Source organism: Arcticibacter eurypsychrophilus, from assembly GCF_001730525.1.
Classification (GTDB): Bacteria; Bacteroidota; Bacteroidia; order Sphingobacteriales; family Sphingobacteriaceae; genus Arcticibacter; species Arcticibacter eurypsychrophilus.
The window spans coordinates 38228-60686 of sequence record NZ_MDFN01000032.1 but is presented as its reverse complement, the minus strand read 5'-3'; the positions used below and the strand labels follow the sequence as shown (position 1 = coordinate 60686).

4 protein-coding genes are annotated in these 22459 nt (G+C 41.6%); all 4 read right to left on the bottom strand.

Features of this window, described 5'->3' with window-relative positions; genetic code table 11:
- Nucleotides 1-12656 (bottom strand): fibrobacter succinogenes major paralogous domain-containing protein (locus BFL47_RS16035; protein ID WP_139125846.1); only part of this gene is annotated, 12656 nt, incomplete at its 3' end.
- 54 nt (nucleotides 12657-12710) lie between these two features.
- Nucleotides 12711-15776, bottom strand: coding sequence for a tail fiber domain-containing protein (locus tag BFL47_RS16030; protein WP_170827338.1), 3066 nt, complete (start codon nucleotides 15774-15776; stop codon nucleotides 12711-12713).
- 57 nt (nucleotides 15777-15833) lie between these two features.
- Complete coding sequence (locus BFL47_RS16025; protein ID WP_069660810.1) at nucleotides 15834-21392, bottom strand: beta strand repeat-containing protein; 5559 nt, start codon at nucleotides 21390-21392, stop codon at nucleotides 15834-15836.
- A gap of 41 nt (nucleotides 21393-21433) precedes the next feature.
- On the bottom strand, nucleotides 21434-22456 hold the full coding sequence (locus BFL47_RS16020) for a PorP/SprF family type IX secretion system membrane protein (protein WP_083257230.1): 1023 nt from the start codon (nucleotides 22454-22456) through the stop codon (nucleotides 21434-21436).
- Nucleotides 22457-22459: the final 3 nt, after the last annotated feature.

Genomic DNA, 22459 nt, shown 5'->3' with positions numbered 1-22459 from the left:
GCCCGTACATAATAGGTAATACCTTGTTTTAAGCCAGGTAGTGTAGAAATAAAGATACCAGTACCAGTGCCTGATGCTATTGTATTATCTTCAATTATCGGATTTCCAGTTGTGTTCCAACAGAATCCCCTACTGGTTACTGCTGCTCCGCCATCCAGGGATACTGTTGCAGTTCCTTCAGCTGTATTTGCCGTCATGGTTGAAGTTGGCACCGTTACGTTACTAACAGAAGGTCTTCCTATTACTATCGCATCACGAATACAGCGCAGGTTTGATCCCTGAGCTTTATTAGGTGCAACCACACTACTGCTGCTACCCAGGTTAAGTGCATAACCATTTCCTGCAACATACTGGATGCTGGCCCAGTAAGAACCACTAGTACCACGGTTAGTTAACACTCCTGTATCGTAAGCCATATAACCTGCGGGATGTAATTTTAGCACGGAGTTATAAGCATCGGTAGCCGTTGCCCAGTTCTGTGGAATAGCATCAGCGTTGGACCACTCTGTTTGAGTCGGGATACGCCAGCCTCCCGAAAGTAACAGGGTACATGGATCACTTGTGGTCCAGTTGATATTTTCACTGATACTCGTGGTCCAGGCGGTCCAGGCATTCGACGGGGTACGTGTTGTACCATTATGTTTGTACCCCTGTAAGCGGTTGAATTGCCAGTACCAGCCTGCGGATGTTTCTGTATTATCATCCACAGATGTTGCCTGACGGTCGGCACCCAGGTTTTGGGTTAGCCAGCAGGCGGCAGTACCGGATATATTGGTACTTACAGAATGGTAGGTTACCGTTTTGGTAACAGGGGCGCCATTCAGTCCGGCGGTATGGATCACAGTAAATGCCGGTGGACAAATTTTGAAACTGGTCACGTCCGGACTGTATGTGGTTCCGGCAGTGTTAGTGGCATAAGCCCGTACATAATAGGTCAGCCCTTCTGCTAACCCGCTAAGGGTAGCTGTAAACTCGCCCACACCTGCACCAGCTGGAACTAAATTATTAATAATGGTTGGAGAACCTGTAGTATTCCAGCATAATCCGCGTGCTGTTACTGGTGCACCTCCATCTGGAGTCACTGTAGCTGTTCCTTTGGCTGTCGTGGCAGTCATTGTAATAGTTGGTACCAAGACATTGCTCACGTTAGGTTTTACTATTGTCACTGCATCGCGGATACAACGAAGTGGAAAGCCAAAAACCTTATTTGGAACACCCATCCCACTACCACCATTGAGATCGAGAGCATAAGCCAGACCTGCATTGTAATATGAACTGCTCCAGTAGCTTCCACTTGTTCCACGGCTACTTAATGATCCATCGGTACTTAAAAGTATTCCAGCTAAATGAAGTTTGAGCACTGAGGCGTACGCATCAGCAGCAGAACCCCAATTTTGTGGTGGAGCATCTGCATTGTTCCACTCAGTATATGTTGGGATACGCCATCCGGTTGATAACAGCAGGGTACATGGATCACTCGCGACTGCCCAACCGGTGTTCTCACTGATACTGGTGTTCCAATCGGTCCAGGCATTATCCGGTATATAACTTGTGCCTACCGGTTTATATCCCTGTGCACGATTAAACTGCCAGTACCAACCGGCAGATGCTTCACTTACGTCTGATGCTGATACTGCTTCCTGATCAGCTCCCAGATTCTGGGTAAGCCAGCAGGCTGCTGATCCGGAGATATTGGTGCTTACCGAATGGTAGGTCACTGTTTTGGTCTCTGGTGCACCATTTAGTCCTGCAGTATGAATGACCGTAAAGGTTGGTGGACAAAGTTTAAATGTGGTGATATCAGGACTGTATACGGTACCTACACTATTGGTGGCATAAGCCCGTACATAATAGGTAATGCCTTCTTTTAAGCCAGCAAGCGTAGAAGTAAATGTCCCAGTACCGGTATCAGCAGAAAGAGTATTATCTTCAATAATTGGATTTCCAGTCGTGTTCCAGCACAGGCCTCTGCTGGTTACTGCGGCTCCGCCATCGACAGTTACCGTAGCCGTTCCTTCAGCTGTATTTGCTGTCATGGTTGAGGTTGGCACCGTTACGTTACTAACAAAAGGTCTGCTTATTACTATTGCATCACGAATACAACGCAGGTTTGATCCCTGAGCTTTATTAGGAGCTATAATACTGCTGCTACTGCCCAAATTATATGCATAACCATTACCAGCTGAATACTGAATACTACCCCAGTAAGAGCCACTAGTACCCGGATTGGTGAGTATACTTGTATCATAAGCCATATAACCAGCAGGGTGCAGTTTCAGTACTGATGCGTAAGCATCGGTAGCTGTTCCCCAGTTTTGTGGAACAGCATCAGCGTTGGACCACTCTGTTTGAGTCGGGATACGCCAGCCCCCTGAAAGTAACAGGGTACATGGATCACTTGTGGTCCAGTTGATATTTTCACTGATACTCGTGGTCCAGGCGGTCCAGGCATTCGACGGGGTACGTGTTGTGCCGTCATTTTTATATCCCTGTACACGGTTGAACTGCCAGTACCAGCCTGCAGATGCTTCTGTATTATCGTCCACAGATAGTGCCTGACGGTCGGCACCCAAGTTTTGGGTTAGCCAGCAGGCGGCAGTACCGGATATATTGGTACTTACAGAATGGTAGGTTACCGTTTTGGTAACCGGAGCGCCATTTAGTCCGGCGGTATGGATCACAGTAAATGCCGGTGGACAAATTTTGAAACTGGTCACGTCCGGACTGTATGTGGTTCCGGTAGTGTTAGTGGCATAAGCACGTACATAATAGGTCAGCCCTTCTGCTAACCCGCTAAGGGTTACGGTAAACTCACCTACACCAGTTCCAGACGAAATTGGACTATCCGCAATAGTTGGAGAACCTGTTGTATTCCAGCACAAGCCACGAGCAGAAACCATTGCTCCACCATCAAGCGACACAGTTGCAGTTCCTTCAGCTGTAGTAGCGGTCATCGATGTGGTCGGCACTGTGACATTGCTTACGTAAGGTTTGCCTATCACAATCGCATCACGGATACAGCGCAACGAGAAGGCATTTGCCTTATCCGGAACGGCCGTATTACTACTGCTTATGCCCGCGGAAAAGGAATAGGCTAATCCTGCATTATAGTAATTATTAGTCCAGTAGTTGGCTATTGTACCACGAGTAGTTAACACTCCAGTTGCGGCTGCAAGATAGCCTGCCATGTGAACTTTGAGCACTGAGGCGTACGCATCACTGGCTGTAGTCCAGTTTTGTGGTGGAATATCTGCATTATTCCATTCTGTATAAGTTGGGATACGCCAGCCACCTGAAAGGAGTAAGTTACATGGATCACTCGCTACTGCCCAACCTGTGTTTTCACTGATACTGGTGATCCAAGCTGTCCAAACATTTGATGGGGTACGCGTGGTACCATCATGTTTATAACCCTGAGCCTTATTGAATTGCCAATACCAACCCATAGCTGCATCATTTGCATCATCCACTGCTATTGCTTCTTGATCGGCCCCTAAATTTTGGGTAAGCCAGCAGGCAGCAGATCCTGAAATATTAGTGCTCACTGAATGGTAGGTCACTGTTTTGGTCTCTGGTGCACCGTTCAGACCAGCTGTATGAATAATAGTAAATTCGGGAGGGCAGATCTTAAAGCTAGTGACAAGCGGACTGTATACCGTGCCCACACTATTTGTAGCATAAGCCCTTACATAATAAGTAACTCCTTCTTTTAATCCAGTAAGGGGAGATGTAAACACTCCTATTCCTGACCCTCCTGATATTGGATTATCTTCAATTGTTGGAGTACCAGTAGTATTCCAGCATAATCCTTTAGCCGTTACCATAGATCCACCATCTGGAGTTACTGTTGCGGTGCCTTCAGCTGTACTAGCGGTCATAGTTGAAGTTGGGACTGTTACATTACTTACAGCGGGTTTTGTTGCGACAACAACATCTCTGATACAGCGAAGTGACATTGCTGCTGCCTTATTAGGATAATTCACACTGCTAGCAGTTCCCAAGTTCAATGCATAACCATTTCCTGCATTATACTGAATACTACTCCAATAATAACCACTAGTACCCCGGTTAGTCAACAGACCAGCATCGTAAGTCATATAGCCTGCAGGGTGCAATTTCAGGACAGAAGCATAAGTATCTACTGCTGTTGCCCAATTTTGAGGTGCGCCATCAGCGTTACTCCATTCTGTAGATGTTGGTATGCGCCAGCCTGCTGAAAGTAATAAAGCACATGGGTCACCAGCAGTCCAGTTAATATTTTCACTGATACCGGTTATCCAGGCGGTCCAGGCATTTGAAGGAGTATAGGTTGAACCTTCATAGCTGTAACCTTGAGATCTATTGAACTGCCAATACCAACCAGCTGAGGCTTCAGACGGATCATCAGCTGATACAGCTTCATGATCAGCACCTAGATTTTGGGTAATCCAGCAAGCTATTGTACCAGAAATATTTGTTCCAACTGATCCATAAGTAACCGTTTTTGTAACTGGAGCACCATTCAGACCTGCTATATGCGTTACCGTAAACGATGGACATATTTTAAAAGTTGTTACCAATGGGCTGTAGCCTGTCCCTCCGCTATTTGTAGCGTAAGCCCTTGCATAATAAGTATAACCTTCGAGTAAATCAGTAAGTTCGCCTACAAAATCTCCTATTCCAGCCCCTCCTTCGAAGAGATGATCGGTGGTAACAGGATTACCAGTTGTATTCCAGCAAATTCCTCTTGAAGTTACTTCAGCTCCACCATCACTGGTTACGGTAGCTGATCCGGATGCAGTTGTATTTGTCAGTGTGGCTACCATAAGGTTGGTCACGATAGGAGGTACTGGTAACGTAGTGAATACTTCAAGATTACCATAAGATGTTCCTTGAGCGCTGGTGGCATAAGCGCGGACATAATAAGTAGTAACCGGAGATAAGCCTGTAAGCGCACTAGTAAAACTGCCGATGCCTGTACCATTAGTCGTTTTTGAGGTACCTGGCTGATCAACAATTGGTGGTATTGTAATGCTCCAACATACTCCACGAGCCGTTACCGACACGCCACCATCATTAGTAATATTACCGCCACTTGTGGCTGTAGCACTTGCAACTAATGTAGCAGGAGTTGTGGTAACGGTTGCTGTAGTAAGTGTAGAAATACTGTCCAGATTTCCGTAATCGACACCCATATTACTAACCGCATAAGCCCGTATGTAATATTTTGTACCCTCCATTAGACTGGAAAGATCAGTAGTAAAACTGCCAACTATACCTGGGCCACTTGACACACGAATATGAGATATAGTAGGAGGAGCTGAAGTACTCCAGCAAACTCCCCTATCAGTTATGGTAGCACCACCTGTACTAATGATATTACCACCTGTCCTTGCTGTAGTGCGCGTAATCAATGTAGGTTTGGTTGTTGTAAGGGAGGCTAAAGAAAGTGAGCTAAACACTGTTGGCTTAATACTATACCCTGTACCTGCACTACTGGCAGCATATGCCCATACATAATATTTTGTACTTTGAGTTAGAGCTGCAAGTATTCCACTTACAGTTGTGCCTGTATATCCGTTAGAAATGGACTTGTCTACAGAAGTTAAAAGAATTCCAGTCGTATTCCAATACAAACCACGATCAGTTAAGGCAGCACCACCATTATCAGTTACGGTAGCAGAAGCTTCAGCACTAGACATCGTAACATTTGTTACCGCAACCATGCTAACTGAAGGCACAGCTGGCATGGTTGTAAAAGTTTGTAAATTACCATAAGCAGTACCAAGGCTATTGATTGCAAAGGCACGTACATAATATGTAGTAGCAGGAGTTAAACCAGTAATTGCATTGGTGAAATTCCCGATGCCCCCAACACTATTATAAGTAGTGGTAGATAAGGCAGTGGTCGGAAGGACGCTACTATTAGTAATCCAGCAGATCCCTCTTCCAGTTACTGGCATACCACCGTCATCCGTAATCAAGCCACCGCAATTCACAGCACTACTAGTTATGGAAGTAACTGTATTGGTAGTAAGAGCTGGAAATAAAACAGCTACCGTAGTAAACGAGACTTCACTACCATAAGCAGTTCCTACAGCGTTGGTAGCGTATGCCCTTATATAGTAAAGTGTATTTGGTTTTAACCCGGTAATGCTCCCGTTTATAATACCAATACCGCTACTTGTAACATCAACAGTTTTTAAATCTGAGATGGTAGGGTTACTAGTCATGCTCCAGCAAAGACCGCGAGTAGTTATAACAGACCTGCCATCATCAGTAATTATACCTCCGCTTAATGCATGAGTAGCCGCAATTTCGGTAGCCGCAGTTGTTGCGGTAAGCGTTGGAAGCGTTGCTGTTAAAAATGATATCTCCAAACCATAGGCTGTTCCAATTTTATTTGTAGCATAGGCTCGTACGTAATACTGAGTATTTTTGAGTAAACTCATCATATTACCTGTAAAGCTTCCAATACTTGCACTCGTGTTATCAACAGTTTTGGTATCAAGCGAAATAGTTGGATTGTGATTAATATCCCAAACTATTCCTCGGCTTATTATAGGAGCTCCTCCATCTCTGCTGATATCACCTCCACTTTTAGCTGTGGTACCTAAAATAGCGGTTATATCTTTAGTAGTTAAAATAGGAGAAGTTGGAAATATAACCAAATCTACCTGATTACCGTAAGCTGTACCAACGCTGGTAGTTGCATAGGCTCTGACATAATACCTCACACTATTCGTTAGCCCTGTAATCGAACTGGTAAAACTACCTATATCAGTCCCATCAATGGTTTTAGATGTAGTTTCTGTGTCCGGATTAAAATTCGGATCTATATTCCATTTGACTCCTCTTGCTGTTACCGGAGATCCGCCGTCATTAGTTATTTCACCACCACTTTCAGCGGTACTTTCTGAGGTAATAGAAACAATACTGGTAGTAAGCGTGGCTAAAGCTGCAGGTGTGGTAAAAGTCAATTCATTACCATAGGCTGTTCCTAATCCATTTACTGCATAGGCCCGAATGTAATAAAGGGTGCTTGGTGTTAAACCAACAAGCTTACTGGTAAATCCTGTACCAGTGCTGGCATCAGAACTAGTATGGGTATAAAGTCCGCTGGTCGGATTCGTACTAGTACTCCAACATACTCCCTGATTGGTGATCCAGGCACCACCGTCGCTAATAATAATTCCGCCACTGCTTGCTGTAGTACCTGATGAAGAAGTAATAGGTAAAATTGTAGTAAGTGACGGAATAGCCAATGAGGTAAAACTTAATTCATTTCCATATGATGTACCTGTACTATTGATCGCATAAGCCCGGATATAATAGGTAACACCTTCAGATAGTCCAGTCAAAGTGGAAGTAAAGCTTCCGTTACCTGTACCCGTTTGAGCAGTCTTGTTAACAGCTGTTTCAGGATCGAAATTCTTCATTGTACCCCAAACTACCCCTCTTGTACCTACTGGAGCTCCACCACTAGCCGAAATATATCCTCCGCTCACAGCCGTAGTACCTGTTATACTACTTGCTGCTGAAGTAACCAAAGTTGCTAAACCGGAAGGATCTGTAATAAAACTCAGCTGGTTACCAAACTGAGTTCCAACCACATTGGTTGCATATGCTCTTACATAGTAATTGGTATTCCCCTGTAAACCTGAAATACTGCTATTAAAAGTACCATTGCCGTAACCGTTAGAAATGACATGACCCGAAATCATATCAGGAACGAAATTTGCAAAAGTACTCCATACAATTCCTCTTACCGTAACAACAGATCCACCATTGCTAGTTATATTACCTCCAGTTATTGCAGTATTACTGCTAATAGAGGAAACAATCGTGGTAGAAATAACCGGTAGGGACGGCATAACAAAGCTTACTTCATTTCCATATGAAATTCCAGCATTATTTATAACATAAGCACGTACATAATAAATAGTTCCTGGGGTTAAACCAGTCATTGTCGCTTCAAAATTCCCCTTATAATAACCAGTTTGTGCGGTTTTACTTGTTGTAGCATCTTCCGTATTAAAATTTGCAGTGCTACTCCAATAAACTCCTCTGGTACTCACCATACCACCGCCATCATCTGTTATATTGCCACCGCTCACAGCTGTAGATGATGACATGCTTACAGGCGCCTTGGTTGTTAAAGTAGCAGGAGCAGGAGGAAGTGTAGTGATTATTACTACATCTCCGTATGCTGTACCCGCACTATTAGTAGCATAGGCCCTGACATTGTAAGTGGTACTTCCCAGTAATCCGGTGATTGTTTGAAGGAAACTACCTATGCCTTTAGTTCCTGTAGACGTGTATTCATCATTCAGTGTAGGGTTAGTAGTTGTACTACTCCAGCATATTCCACTACTTGTTATCTGTGTACCTCCATTATTTAGTATTGATCCGCCACAAATAGCTGAGTTCCTGGTTATGGAGGAAACCTCTGGAACAGAGGTAGTAATTGAAGGAGTAGTAAATGTGGTAAAATTCACCTCATTAGCACCATACCCGGTACCTGCACTATTAGTTGCATAAGCACGTACGTAATAGGTAGTTCCAGGAATTAAGCCGGTAAGGGTACTGCTAAAACTAACCGCTGCGCTTTGGATAGTTTTGCCTACGGACTCTGTGCTGGGATTAAATCCGGCATTAATACCCCAACAAACGCCTGTTACGTTTATAACTGCTCCTCCATTACTAGAAACAGTACCTCCACTTAAACCTGTGGTTCCATTTATTCCACTTCGTACTGAAGCAGTAGTCAATACCGGAATTTCCGCTGCCAGAGTAGTGAAAGACAATTCATTTCCATATGCTGTTCCTGCATTATTAGTTGCATAGGCCCGGACATAATATTTGGTATTCCCAAGTAATCCGCTCAGAAAGTGAATAAAACTTCCTGTACCTGTACCGCTAGTCGTCTTACTGCTGGTTATTACGGGCGAACCAGTAGTATTCCAGCAAATTCCACTGCTAGTTACTTTTGTTCCTCCATCACTGGTAATTGAACCACCACTAGTAGCTGAAATATTTTTAATAGCCGAAATAGCAGCTGTGGTGATTGTAGGAGTCGTAAATGTGCTGAATGTTATTTCATTTCCATAAACGATCCCAACGCTGTTAATGGCATAGGCTCTTATAAAATATTTGGTACCAGGTATTAATCCAGTTAGATTGACTGAGAATTCCCCTTTTCCATCACCGCTATCAATATGGGTTCCCGTATTTATCGGTCCAGTACTGGTACTCCAGCAAATACCCCTTTTAGTTACAAGAGCACCACCATCAGATGGTATTGTACCCCCGCTTATAGCTGTAGTTCCACCGATGTCGCTTGCGGGACTAGTTATAAGTACTGGAAGACCTGCAGGAGCAGTATTAAAACTTATTTCATTGCCATATACCGTGCCTGCGCTATTAATGGCAAAGGCCCTAATATAATATTTAGTACTTCCGGTAAGCCCTGATATGTCACTGATAAAATTGCCAGATCCTGTTCCATCTGAAGTATGCGAATCTGTAATTAATGGAACAGGCGTGGTACTCCAGCATATCCCGCGATTTGTTATAAAGGCCCCTCCATCAAAAGTAATATTTCCGCCACTAGTTACTGATCCACCAGTTAAAGAGGAGATTGTTGTAGTAGTCAGGGTTGGATATCCAGGAGTGACCAGGCTGATTACATTACCATAAGCCGTACCATGTGCGTTAATTGCATAAGCAACTACATAATATAAGGTAGCGGGTGATAAATTGATGATAGTACTTACATACGTCCCAACACCATCACCATCAACAAGCTCTATGGTTTTAGACGTTAATAAAGTTGTCAGATTTTCTTGAGTAGTGCTCCAAATTACACCTCTAGAAGAGATCAGGGCATCACCGTTATCACTGATATGGCCTCCAGATATTGCGGCTATTCCAGTGATATTTGTTGCAGAACTGGTTATAAGTGTTGCAAGCGAAGTATATGATGTTGTGGCAAAAATCACTTGCTCACTATAAGTAGTCCCAACGCTGTTTACTGCGTAAGTCTGGGCATAATATGTTGTTCCAGGAGTTAAGCTTTTAATGTTACATATAAAGGTACCAATATCTATACCCGTTGTATTTGGAGACACAGCATGCTCAAACGTTAATCCATCCACACTCCACCTGATGCCACATTCTGTCACCAAAGCACCTCCATTATTGAGTATGGAGACGGTGCTCAAAGCAGTATTATTATTAATACCATAAATAACTGGTAGAGTTGAACTCAGAACAGGCGCTGTAGCCTGAAGTGTTGTAAATTGTTTTACACTTCCATATCCTGTACCATATGAATTTACGGCAAATGCTTGAATATAATAAACGGTATTTCCCAGCAAGCCCGTTAAATTAGAGGTAAACGAACCATCTCCTGAACCTTTATTGACAATTCGCGCATTTAAATCTGCAGCAGGATCTGGGAGGGTACTTAAACGAATTCCACGACTGGTAATTGATGCTCCACCATTGCCAGTTATATTTCCACCTGCGATTGCAGATATATTTGTAATTGCAGTTATATCAGATGTAATAACTGTAGGGAGTTCTGTCGCTATGCTAAATGTCAGATCAGCACCATAAGCTGTTCCTGTACTATTTGTGGCATAAGCTCTGATGTGATAAACCGTATTTGACTCTAGCCCCGTTATATTACTCGTAAAAGGTCCGCTTCCTGTTCCGTTATTGGTGTGACTATCCCCAATAAGAGGATTTTCTTCCTTACTCCAGCAGACGCCACGATAGGTAATCGAAGAGCCTCCGTCGTTAAAGATATTTCCACCACCAATGGCTGTATTATCCATAAGGGAGGAAGGGACAGTGGTAGTCAGACCAGGGAGATCAAGTGTAGTAAAAACATATTCATCACCATAAGCCGTACCGTGCGAGTTGATGGCATAAGCCCTTACGTAATATTTTACTCCGGGTGTTAATCCGGTAATATTACTTGAAAAACTACCGGTGCCAGCACCTGTAACAGCCTGTGTTGTTTTGGTTGAGAGAGTAGTGGTTGGCTCCGTCTCAGTACTCCAGCATATACCCCTGGAAGTGATCTGTGCTTGGCCTGTATTGGAAATCATACCTCCACTAATGGCGCTGGTACCCGTAATACTGGAGGGATTAGTTGTAATAAGCGTTACATAGGAAGCGGTAATAAAACTTGTTTCCGTGCTATAAGCTGTGCCTGCCTTATTTGTTGCATAAGCACGTACAAAGTAGGTAGTGCCAGATGACAGTCCTGTGAGTTGTGCAGTAAATTTCCCAATATCTACCTGCGAAGCAGAGATGGCATATTGAATATTAATATGATCCGTACTCCAGCTAATACCTCTTTCAGTTATAACGGATCCACCATTATTCAGTATTAACCCTTCACCAAGTGCTGATATATCGGTGATATTACTTATATAAATATCAGAGGAGCTCAAAAGGGGTGCAACTGCGGGAGGAGAAGTAAACTGGACAATATTTCCATAGTAAGTACCGCGACTGTTTACTGCATAAGCTTGAATATAGTAAGTAGTGAGTTCCATTAATCCGGTCAGGGTACTTGTATAAGGACCAACTCCAGATCCGTCATGAGTTACAATAGCACTAGCATTATTTTTAGGGTCTGGGTCTGTTCCCCATCGAATTCCTCTAGCTGTGATATCTGCACCTCCACTGAAAGTAATACTACCTCCACTGATCGCAGTAGTACTTAAAATTTCTGTTGCTTCTGATGTAATAATTGTTGGAGGGTAGTAATCTGTTACAAATGATTTGTCCTCACCATAAGAAACACCCGCAGCTGTAATAGCATAAGCCCTAACATGATAAGTTGTATTCAGTGACAGTCCAGTCATTTCTGAACTAAAACTACCCAGACCATCTCCTGATGGAAGCTGTATTGTTTTAGTGCTTAAGGAAACAACCGGATTAGCCGAAAGGCTCCAGCATATTCCCAAAGCAGTAATCGTAGATCCACCAGTGCTGCTTACATTACCACCACTAGTGGCTGTAGTAATTTTTATGTCAGTAAGATTGAGTGTGGTCAGAGTGGCACCACAACTTATGTCCTGCCAGCTTGCACCATTATAAAAGCGAAGTGATTTTGTCAGCGTATTTATGAAAAAAGCCCCAGCAGTCAATCCATCAGTAGCAGGATCAGGATCAACACTTAACACAGGCAGCTTGCATGTTTTAAGTCCGAAACCTGTTGAAAAACCAGGACTTTCATTTAAACTTCCACTTCCAATTTCAGCTAATTTGGCCCAGATACTCCCGCTGTAAATCATCATCGAACTGTTGACTGTAGAGTAATAAATAGAACCTGCATCAGGTGTTCCCGCCGGATAATTATTATTAACAGGAATATAGGGGATACCCTCTTTAACGACAAAATAATCTTCAACAGTAGAACTACTGATGTTAGCTGTACAAAAACTTTCCCATGCTGTACCTGTATAAATTAAAGGTGTTTTAGCAACCGAACTAAAAACGATCATGCCGGTTTCAGGAGAAGTTACTGAAGCCGGATCTATAATTGGAAGATGTGGAATGCCGGATATTATTCTAAAGTATGCCTGTCCGGAAACATTTCCAGTTCCGGCAAGCAATAAAAGAAATACGATTTTTAATATATGTATTAGTCTTTTCAATATCTTACTTTGAATATTTCCAAATTCTTACCCTAGTCATTTAGTATAGGTTGACTATCGTAATTTTTTTAAAATAGTGTCTATTTGCAATTGCTGATTATTTATGCGTTCCCTCAGGACGTTTATCTCCTCTTGCTGTTGTTTAATCTGTTTTCTCTGTTCTTTAACAGCCTGAATAAGTACACCAGTCAGTTGTGTATAATCAACTTTCAGATAGCCATCACTTCCTTTCTTCACCATTTCAGGATAGACTCTTTGTAATTCCTGGGCGATAAGCCCGATCTTAGGACCGGCGGCATACTTCTTTTGATCCTTGTACTCAAACCGAACTCCTCGAATCAGGTCAATGTTCTGCAATACCCGACTTAGTGTTTCTACTTTAGTTTTTAAGCTTTGATCTGAAGGAGTATAAAAATTGCCGTTAATAGTTATATTTTGTTCAAACGTAGCATTTCCAGCAGCATCGAAACTTAAACCTTTTCCTACAGCACCATCATTACTTATATGATATGTGGCCATTTTTAAGTTTGCAGTGGCAGTATGATTTCCTAAATTATCTCCATGACCTGGCGCCGTAATTCGTGCATCAACATAAGCCTTTGTAGTGGCATCGGCATCAGACACCGGTGTTGCCAGATCCGTTAAATGTTTGCTACCCATCGATATATCCGCAGTAGCAGTTCCAAAACCACTGATTGGAATAGCATTTTTTAAGGTTGCTGTAGCCTTACCAGAAGCATCACCCACATAAAGCTGACCATAAGGAAGAGCGTTATCTACAGGAACCCATTGAGTGCCGTCATAGACATAATAAATCTTATCTGTTGTGTTATAAAAAGTATTTCCCGCTGACGGGCTAGATGGGGTTGTAGTACCGCTTGGAACTGATCCTGATTTGCTATCTACGTAGATCTTGGTTGCCGCGTCATTATCAGTAGTAGGAGTTGCAAGGTTGATTATTTTATAATTAGTAGTTCCATTGCCTAACGAAATTGATGCTGTAGCAACACCAAAATCACTAATTGGAATGTTAGTCTTCGCAACATCTTCTGCCAAATTAGAAGAGTTCCCTACAAAAATTGAACCTGCAGTTAGTGCGAGAGCTCCAGGAGATGCAATCTTAGAATCCACATAACTTTTTGTTGCAGCATCCTGTGGATACAAGGGCTCAGCAAGATAACTAATGTTGTACTGTGTTGCAGCATCACCCATATTAATAGTGGCTGTAGCTTTACCAAATGCGCTCACTGGAACAGCACTGGTTGTTGTAGCAACAGCTTTCCCAGAAGTGTTACCCATGAACAACTTTCCAGATGCAAGAGAAAGAGTACCTGCCGGAGTTAAAAACAAGTCATCGATATACTTTTTAGTAGCTGCGTCATTATCAGTAAGGGGAGTACCCAAATTGGTCAATTTGAAATTACCAAAGGAAATATCTGTTAAGGTTGTACCAAAGCCACTGAGAGCAATAGCACTTTTTAAAGTTGAAGTGGCTTTTGCTGAACTGTTACCAACAAAGAAATTGTCAGTTGCCAAAGGAATGTTGGAAGGGTCTAGCGTTTTGGTGTCCACATAACTTTTTGTAGCGGCATCTTGTGCAGCTGTAGGATTGGCAAGATTTACTATTTTAAAATTCGTTGTTCCGTCCCCTAATGAGATATCAGTCGATGGGGTTCCGAAACCACTCAAAGCAATACTACTTTTAGCAACAGCACCTGCTTTTCCTAAAGCAGTACCAACAAAGAGATTACCCGTTGCTAAAGTGATACTTGCAGGATCAATAATTCTTGTGTCAACATAGTATTTTGAAGCGGCATCTTGCGCAGCTGTAGGATTGGCAAGGTTTACAATTTTATAGTTCGTTGTTCCATCTCCTAATAGAATATTGGAAACAGCTGTCCCAAACCCACTAAGAGGAATACTACTCTTGGTACTGGCAATTGCTTTATTTGATATGTTTCCTAAAAAAAGATTACCATAAGGCAAGGTTAAAAGAGTTGTAGGATTAGCAAACAAAGCATCTACATAATTTTTAGTGGCAGCATCTTGTGCAGCTGTAGGATTGGCAACATTTACAACCCTGTTATTTGTTGTTCCATCTCCTAGAGAAACATTATCTGTTGGGTTTGCAAAACCATTTAAAGGAATATTTATCTTGTCTAATTTTTCATCAGTTACAGCTCCATTTTTGATTGTAAGTTTACCACTGTTGGCTATTGTTGCATCACCAGACATAGATACTGGAGTTGCGACATTAGTGGTATTACCTACATAAATTTGACCACTTGGCAAGATATTGTCTGCTGGCATCCATATAGTGCCATTGTATACATAAAGTTTATGATCAGAAGTATTGTAAAATAAACTTCCTTCATTGACAGTAACGGTTGCTGGATCAGGATTAAAAATACCGCTTGGAGTAGATCCATTGGTGGATATTTTTAGCCAAATGGTACCATTGTAGATGTAAGTATTATTGTCGTCCTTATTAAAAAACACTTCTCCCGTTTTCGCCGGATTTGGAAATTCAGAAGATAAACCACTTGGAATAACTCCACCACCCACCAGAATATATCCATTTTCTGTGTAGGCATATAACTTTTTCTCAGTTGTGTTGTAAAATAAATCACCCGCTTTAGGCGTAACTGGAAATTCTATACCCGATTGAAATCCCCTTACATCTTTATCAATATCGAGAATCGCTGAATTCAAGACAGCTATTTTTAGCGCATCATTAGTGTATTCAGGATCGTAAGTTGAAAGTGCATAACCATTAGAGGTTGGCCTAAACAAAGTACCCATTGCATAGGATGCAGGATAAGTAAAAAATCCATTTGCAGATCCGCGCAGATAAGTAACATCAACAGTTATTAAATCTCCATTTAAACTTACGATCTTGTCTATTCTAAAAGTTAATCCGACATTATCAGCAATTACATCTCCAATTAGAATATCGCTAGAACTAAAAACATAAGAAGGATCTGTAAACGTTCCTTCAATAGAATAATTTGAAGAAGGAGTAGAAGGCACTTCGGAAGCCCCCGAAATATAAAATCTTCCATTTATAGTTGATTGTGCACTACTAACAAGATCCAATAATAGCAGAGCAACTATCGGCATATAGTATTTATATAATTTAAATTTCATATCCCTGTTTTGAGTTAACTTTCACAACTATTAAAATGTAAGGATTACTGTAACTGTCTTATATGTAGCCGTTATAAATTTTAGACTTAAAATATTAGCCGATACAGACTCAACTGAAAACTGTGTTGGCGTACCTACAACGCTGGCGGTTCTATACGAGCTTGGAAAACTACCTGTACTTCTATCTATAATCATGATGGATGTAGGTGGCCAATAATCATCAAGGCTATTATTTATATCAGTATTACCATCTTTAATATCAAAATAAATACCTGGAGAAGCACTTGTTGCCGCAACACCCATTGAAGCGTTATCTGTATTTAATCTAATTGACATTAAACTTACCCCACTCGGAATAGTAACAGTGAATTTATTATTTACTCCTGCGGTAGGTCCTTGACTTTGTACGACTGTGACACCAAGCGATGTTGCTCGAACTAAAATATAAGATAACTCTGTGCCACTAGAATTTTTAGGATGGTAAATCATAAGCTCACTCCCTCCTCCACTACCCCCTGCCGCTGGCGTAACCCAAGTTGCCGTAGTCCCTGATCCTGTTACAGTTAAAACTTTATTCACATCAGCTGTTGTATAGGCTGTAATACTATTCAATTTAGCCTTATCAGCAGGTAGCAGCAACCCTGCAACAGAAGTAGTGCCTGCCGGAATAATTGCATCTGCTCCAGTATTAGAGTTTACAACCCCCTGTGTAGCTGAAGATGTATAAGTAAGGTCTGTAACTGAGCCTCCACCACTTGATCCATTTGCAGCTGCAGTAACTCTACCTTGTGCGTCAACAGTAATGTTTGCAGCTGTATAACTTCCCGATGTAACAGTTGTATTTGCTAAAGCAACGGTTGGATTTCCAGAAACCCCATCACCAAAAGTTACATTAATACCTGTCCCTGGCGTAATAGTACGTGTTGTAGCAGTCCCGTCAGCCGTTCTGGCAATCAACCCTGTTCCGGTAAGAGCAGCCACAGCAGTAAGATCATCATCTAAAGAAGAGGACGAACTTCCCCATGTAAATCCACCACTGCCATTTGAGGAAAGAACCTGTCCAGCGGTTCCATTAGTAGATATATTACTTAACTTTTGAGCGGTTATTGTCTGACTAGCAATATCAGCAGCTAATATTGTTGCATCAAGAATATGAGAAGTAGTCACTTTACCTGTTCCTATTGAAGCTGCAAAAGAACTTGTACCTGTACCTGTAACATCACCAGTTAAAGTTATCGTCTGATCACCTGTGTTCATTGATGTACCGGAAATATTAGAGCCTTTAATGGCCCCTGATGCTACTATTGTTGTAGGCGTGATAGCTCCTAATGCAAGAGAGATAACGGGAGTAGTGGTTGATGTTGCAACTGTACCTGTTATACCATTGACTGGAGCAACAGATACTGCAGTAACAGTTCCTGTACCTGTACCTGTTGCACTAAGGGTTGTTCCGGATAAGGCTAACCCTGTACCTAAGGTAATTTCACTTACAGATGTTCCTGAAGCTCCCGAACCTAACAATTTATTAGCACTCATGGCCTGCATCTTTGCATAGGTAACTGTATTATTTCCAATAGTAGCGGCGAAAGTCCCTGTACCCGTTCCTGTTACATCACCTGTTAGCTTTATCGTCTGATCACCTGTATTTGTATTGGAACTAGTTCCTCCAAAGTTAGACGCAGCTATAGTTCCAGCTGTCACTATGGAGCTTGGAGTAATTGCACCTAACGAAAGAGTTATAGCAGGGGTTACTGTGGATGTTGCGACTGAACCACTAATCCCGTTAGCAGTAACTACTGACACACTTGTCACAGATCCACTACCGCCGCCTGTTGCTGCTGTCCAACTTGCAGCCGTCCCTCCGCTATTTACTGTCAAAACGTTATTGGCGTTTGAAGTTGAAAACGCTGGAACCTTATTATCAACATACGTTTTTACGGCATTTTCTGAAGGGTACTTCGTACTTGAATTACTTGCTAATGTTCCATCAACGCTTTTATTACTTTTATCCTCCTTTAGAAGCAACGATGCTGCATGAGCGACGATAGTGGAATTTGCATTTACTCTGGCATCTGTGTAATATAAATTAGAGGATTCAGTAACCTGTGCAGTGCTGTAGTCATTGTTAGCCGCTACAACTGTACCTGTTCTTCCAAATACACTTGAGATAGTATTTGAACTTGCAACCCTATCCCAGATAGTACCATTTGAGATAATCCAATCTCCAACACCTAAAGTTAAACTTTGCTGAGTTCCAGCGGTAGTGACTACATAATAATACCCCTTACTTACAGTTGCAACTGGAATAGCCGGAGAATTTGAAGAAGCATTATAGGTACCCTGATAGTTAACTGCACCAACTAGTGAAGCGGGCAGATACGTTTCCGCTATTTTACTTGATGAGTTCAAAGGTGCAACCCCTAATGCTGCACCAATTGCTGTAATATTTACTTTTTTATCAAGCTCAGTTTGGGTTAAAGTACTTATTGGTTTTGCTGCATCACTTGTATTACTAACATTGTTTAGCACTAATTCCGTCTTTAAAGTTGTTAGGCTAACTTCTCCAAGAGAGGCTGCAGTAAGTGCTTTGATGTAGTTCCCTGGTGTATAAGAAGTAATTCCTGTTCCTCCTTTTGAAACAGGCAAATTCGTAATGAGATCTTCTTTCAATAAAAGCCCCGGTACTTTTGGATTTGTTCCAGATCCTGATAAGTCTCCTACCATCTGTATTTTCCCGAGTGTACTTACATCTGCAGTCGGTACTCCGCCTGCAGCAAGGACAGCATTATTTATACCAAGATCTACATAAGTTTTAATTGCAAGAACAGAGGGATACTTGGTATCAGAAGTGGCATCATTTACCACATTAATACTTTTGTTAATTACGTCTTCTTTCAAATTTAAAGCCGTCTGAGTTAATGTACTTACTGGTTTTTCACTATCGGTTGTATTATTAACTTTATCTAACCCTAAATCCACTTTAACTTCCGAAGGTGTTCTTTGTTGCAAAGTGGATGAGTTTCCTGCATTAATATAATTCCCTGCTGTATAAGACCCAATGCCTGTTCCTCCTTTTGATACTGGAAGAATTCCACTTAGAGAACTTGCTGCAAGTAATGCCCAGCTTCCATCACCACTTAAATAAGTAGTTCCGTTAGGGGTACCTGTAATACTAAGTGCTGTTAAAGGAATAGAAGCACTTCCAAATTGTGCAGCTGGGATAGTTCCTGAAGTTAAATTACTAGCATTGGTCTGATCGACATTCTTCACATTTTCCAATGAAAGCATTGTCTTTATCTGGGTGGCGTTTAATGCAGCTGGTACGGCCACTGTGCCACTATTATTCCCTAAGATGGTATTATTCGTAATGGTTGCGAATCCTAATGTTGCATCACCAGCCAAACTTCCTCCTGTTAAACCATTACCTGCAATAACTCCTGTAATATCTCCCACTGTTCCGGTAGCATTCAGTACTCCATTTCCATCGATAGTAAGACTTGATCCAACTTTAATACCACCAAGAACTGATGAGGAAGCTTGTGGCAATGTATAATTTGTTAAGCCATCCAGTTTACTTTTATCTGTAGCTGAAAAAAGTCCTGCTGTTGTTGTCGTTGCAGTTGGCAATGAACTTACAGCTGATTTATTTATCCATTTTAACAGAGAAGCATCCCAAACCAAGGCATCACCATCCAATTTTGATGTTATAAATGCATCTGACAAATTATCTACTTTGACATCTGTAATTCCGTATTCAGCAAGTGTGGTAGGGTTAGTACCGGAAACTACTCTTCCATACGCATCTGTTGTTAAAGATCGGTATGTCCCTGTCGTTCCAACATTCACTAAACCTAAAGGAGTTATGTTGCCATCTCCTGTCAATGTGCCATTATGAGAAACGGCTGTCATTCCTCCTGATGCTGATGTTGTAATTTCTCCTTGTAACTCTTCCAATGCTGCCTGTACATTCGTAGAAGTCAAAGTTGTAGTTGGGGTAACTAAAACTTCCGTAGCAGTTTGATCATCAGTTCCTCCTGTTATAGGTCCCCATGTTCCATCTCCTCTCAGATAATTATCAGATTTCCCATTTCCAATTACTGCACTTACTGGGATAGATGAGCTTCCATATCTTGCGGTTAAGATCGTGCCTGATGTTAAATTAGAGGCATTCGTTTGGTCAACGTTCTGAACATTGCCTAAACCAACATCCGCTTTACTCAAAGACAACATATTCTTTAAACTACTCATAGAAATGGCAGTTGGTGACGATGAACTCGATAATGAATTACCTAAGATGGTTTCTGAAGGAATAAACGCCAATTTTTGTACAGCAAGAGCTGCATCGTTTATTCCGATATTTGTGGTATTATTATTTGTAGTTGAAGACAATCCGCCAAATGTGGTGACACCAGTTATTCCGGAACCACTTCCACCTCCTGATCCTGCATCTGTCCATAAAAACCCTCCGCCTCCATTAGAAGATAACACCTGTCCGCTTGTACCATTCGAAGTAATTCCATTCATTTTAAATGGGTTGATCCCCTGACTTGCTACACCTAAAACGCTAGTAGCTAAACCGTTTCCCGTTAAAGTTGCATCATGAACTACTAATCCCCCACTACCAGTTCCTCCGCCTGCAAGTCCAAGTATTCCTGATAGATCTACATGACTGTCTCTTGGTCCTGAGATAGAAAGCACAGTTCCTGCAAGACTCAGTGACTGATACAAATCAGCAAGGCTTACTGCATTTCCACCCTTAATTGATAAATTCTGAGCAGCATCCAGGCTCAATATAGGTATTGAAACACCGCTTTCTGAGGCAAATTTATCATCGACATATTTTTTATTAGCAGCATCTTTATTGTTGTTAGGAAGTGCTAGATTAGTCAGCTTATATCCTCCCATAGATATATCTGAACCAGGTATTTCAAAACCACTCAACGGTATATTAGCCTTATCAAGCGCATTATTTGTAATTGCTTTATTAGCCACTTTGATAGCAGTTACTGATTTATCGGCTAGATCCAATACCATAGGTGCTAAGGCCGCTTTTTCACCATTAGAAATTAATATTGTTCCTGTTGAAGTTACTGGTTGAGGTATAGTACCAGTCCCTACTATAGAAATGCCATTGGTTGACCACACACCGTTTGTTTTAGGGCCAAATAAAGTATAAGCTGAGGTATTAATATAAAAATCTCCATTACTTCCGATATTTGAAGCTGGATTAGATGTTCCATTTAATAAGCTATTGCCATTCGTACCATTCCCACCTCCTGTTGCTATCTCAGTACTATTTGCCAATCTTTGCCATTGTCCATTGTTGTAAAAATAGAAACCAGGCGTATTATCAGTCTGATACACTAATAAACCTATAGCAGGACTTGCAATACTAGTACGCTGCAATACCGTCATCCGAGATATTAGCACCCCTTTTGAGTTTGAAAAAACTTCTAGTTGTGCACTTGGATCAGGAGATGTAGTCCCTATTCCAACCTGAGCTTTTGCACTAAATGTGTATAACAAGCCCACAATTAGGGCAAGATGCCTAACTGCTTTATTAATATGGCAATTTCTAATTTTTGTCATAATTGTATTTATATATCTTAAGCATTGCTTTCTTTCTCTATCTAATAAAAATCATAACACCTGTTCCCACTACTCCTGTGCCCCCTATCTGCCTGCTCTCTTGAAGGAAAAGTGGTTTCATAACTCAATGCACCCTCTGTAGTACCTGACGTATTTCCATACTTCAGCTTGGATAATGTGCCATCATGACTTACCCCTAACCGTACTTTATCATACATATCTTTCCGTAGAAACACGTCGAAGATCAGCGATACCACTACTGCATCACTTTGACCACCCGAATCACTCCTGTACCATAAACCCACATTAGCAGACTTGTATTTGTACTGGAAACCAGCACTGAACGAGCTTACTTTTGCCTGATTATAGTACAGCACAGATGGTATCAATACCGGTCCATTTTCTTCATCATAAGGATCTAAAGGAAGTCTATAACTGACATGTCCGTTAACCCGCAAAGGCAAAGTGGATTTTGATCCTGTAAATGATTCATTTGGCCTATTGATATGTTGCGCTGAAGCACCTGTCATCAACTTTCCAACTACCAGATTGATACCTGTACCGGCATCAAAAAAGTATTTATTGTTTAATTCAGGATAAGTTGCACCTGATACTGCACCTGGAATAATACCAGTAATTGGATCAATCTGATCACCAAACACAATCTTACCGAAGTCTATTTTACGTTGCGTTAATCCACCCTGAAGACCAAAGGACAATACCGCATTATCAAAGTCAACACTATATGAATAGATCCCCGAAACATTCAGTTTTCTTAAATAGGCTGACCCTTCATTTGAACTGGTAATCATGAGCCCTATTCCACCATTTAATAGTGGCACATTGTAATCTGCCGAAAGAGTAAAATAAGTTAAAGCTCCAGGTAACGAAGTCCATTGACTTCGATAGATCATATTTATTCGGAGATCACCCTCAAACTGTCCGTTTAATGCCGGATTAAGGTAATTAGGCGAATTATAAAACTGAGAATATATATGATCCTGTCCGCTTACCTGTAATATAGACAGCAACATGAAAACTACATATGTAAATATTTTCTTCATCTT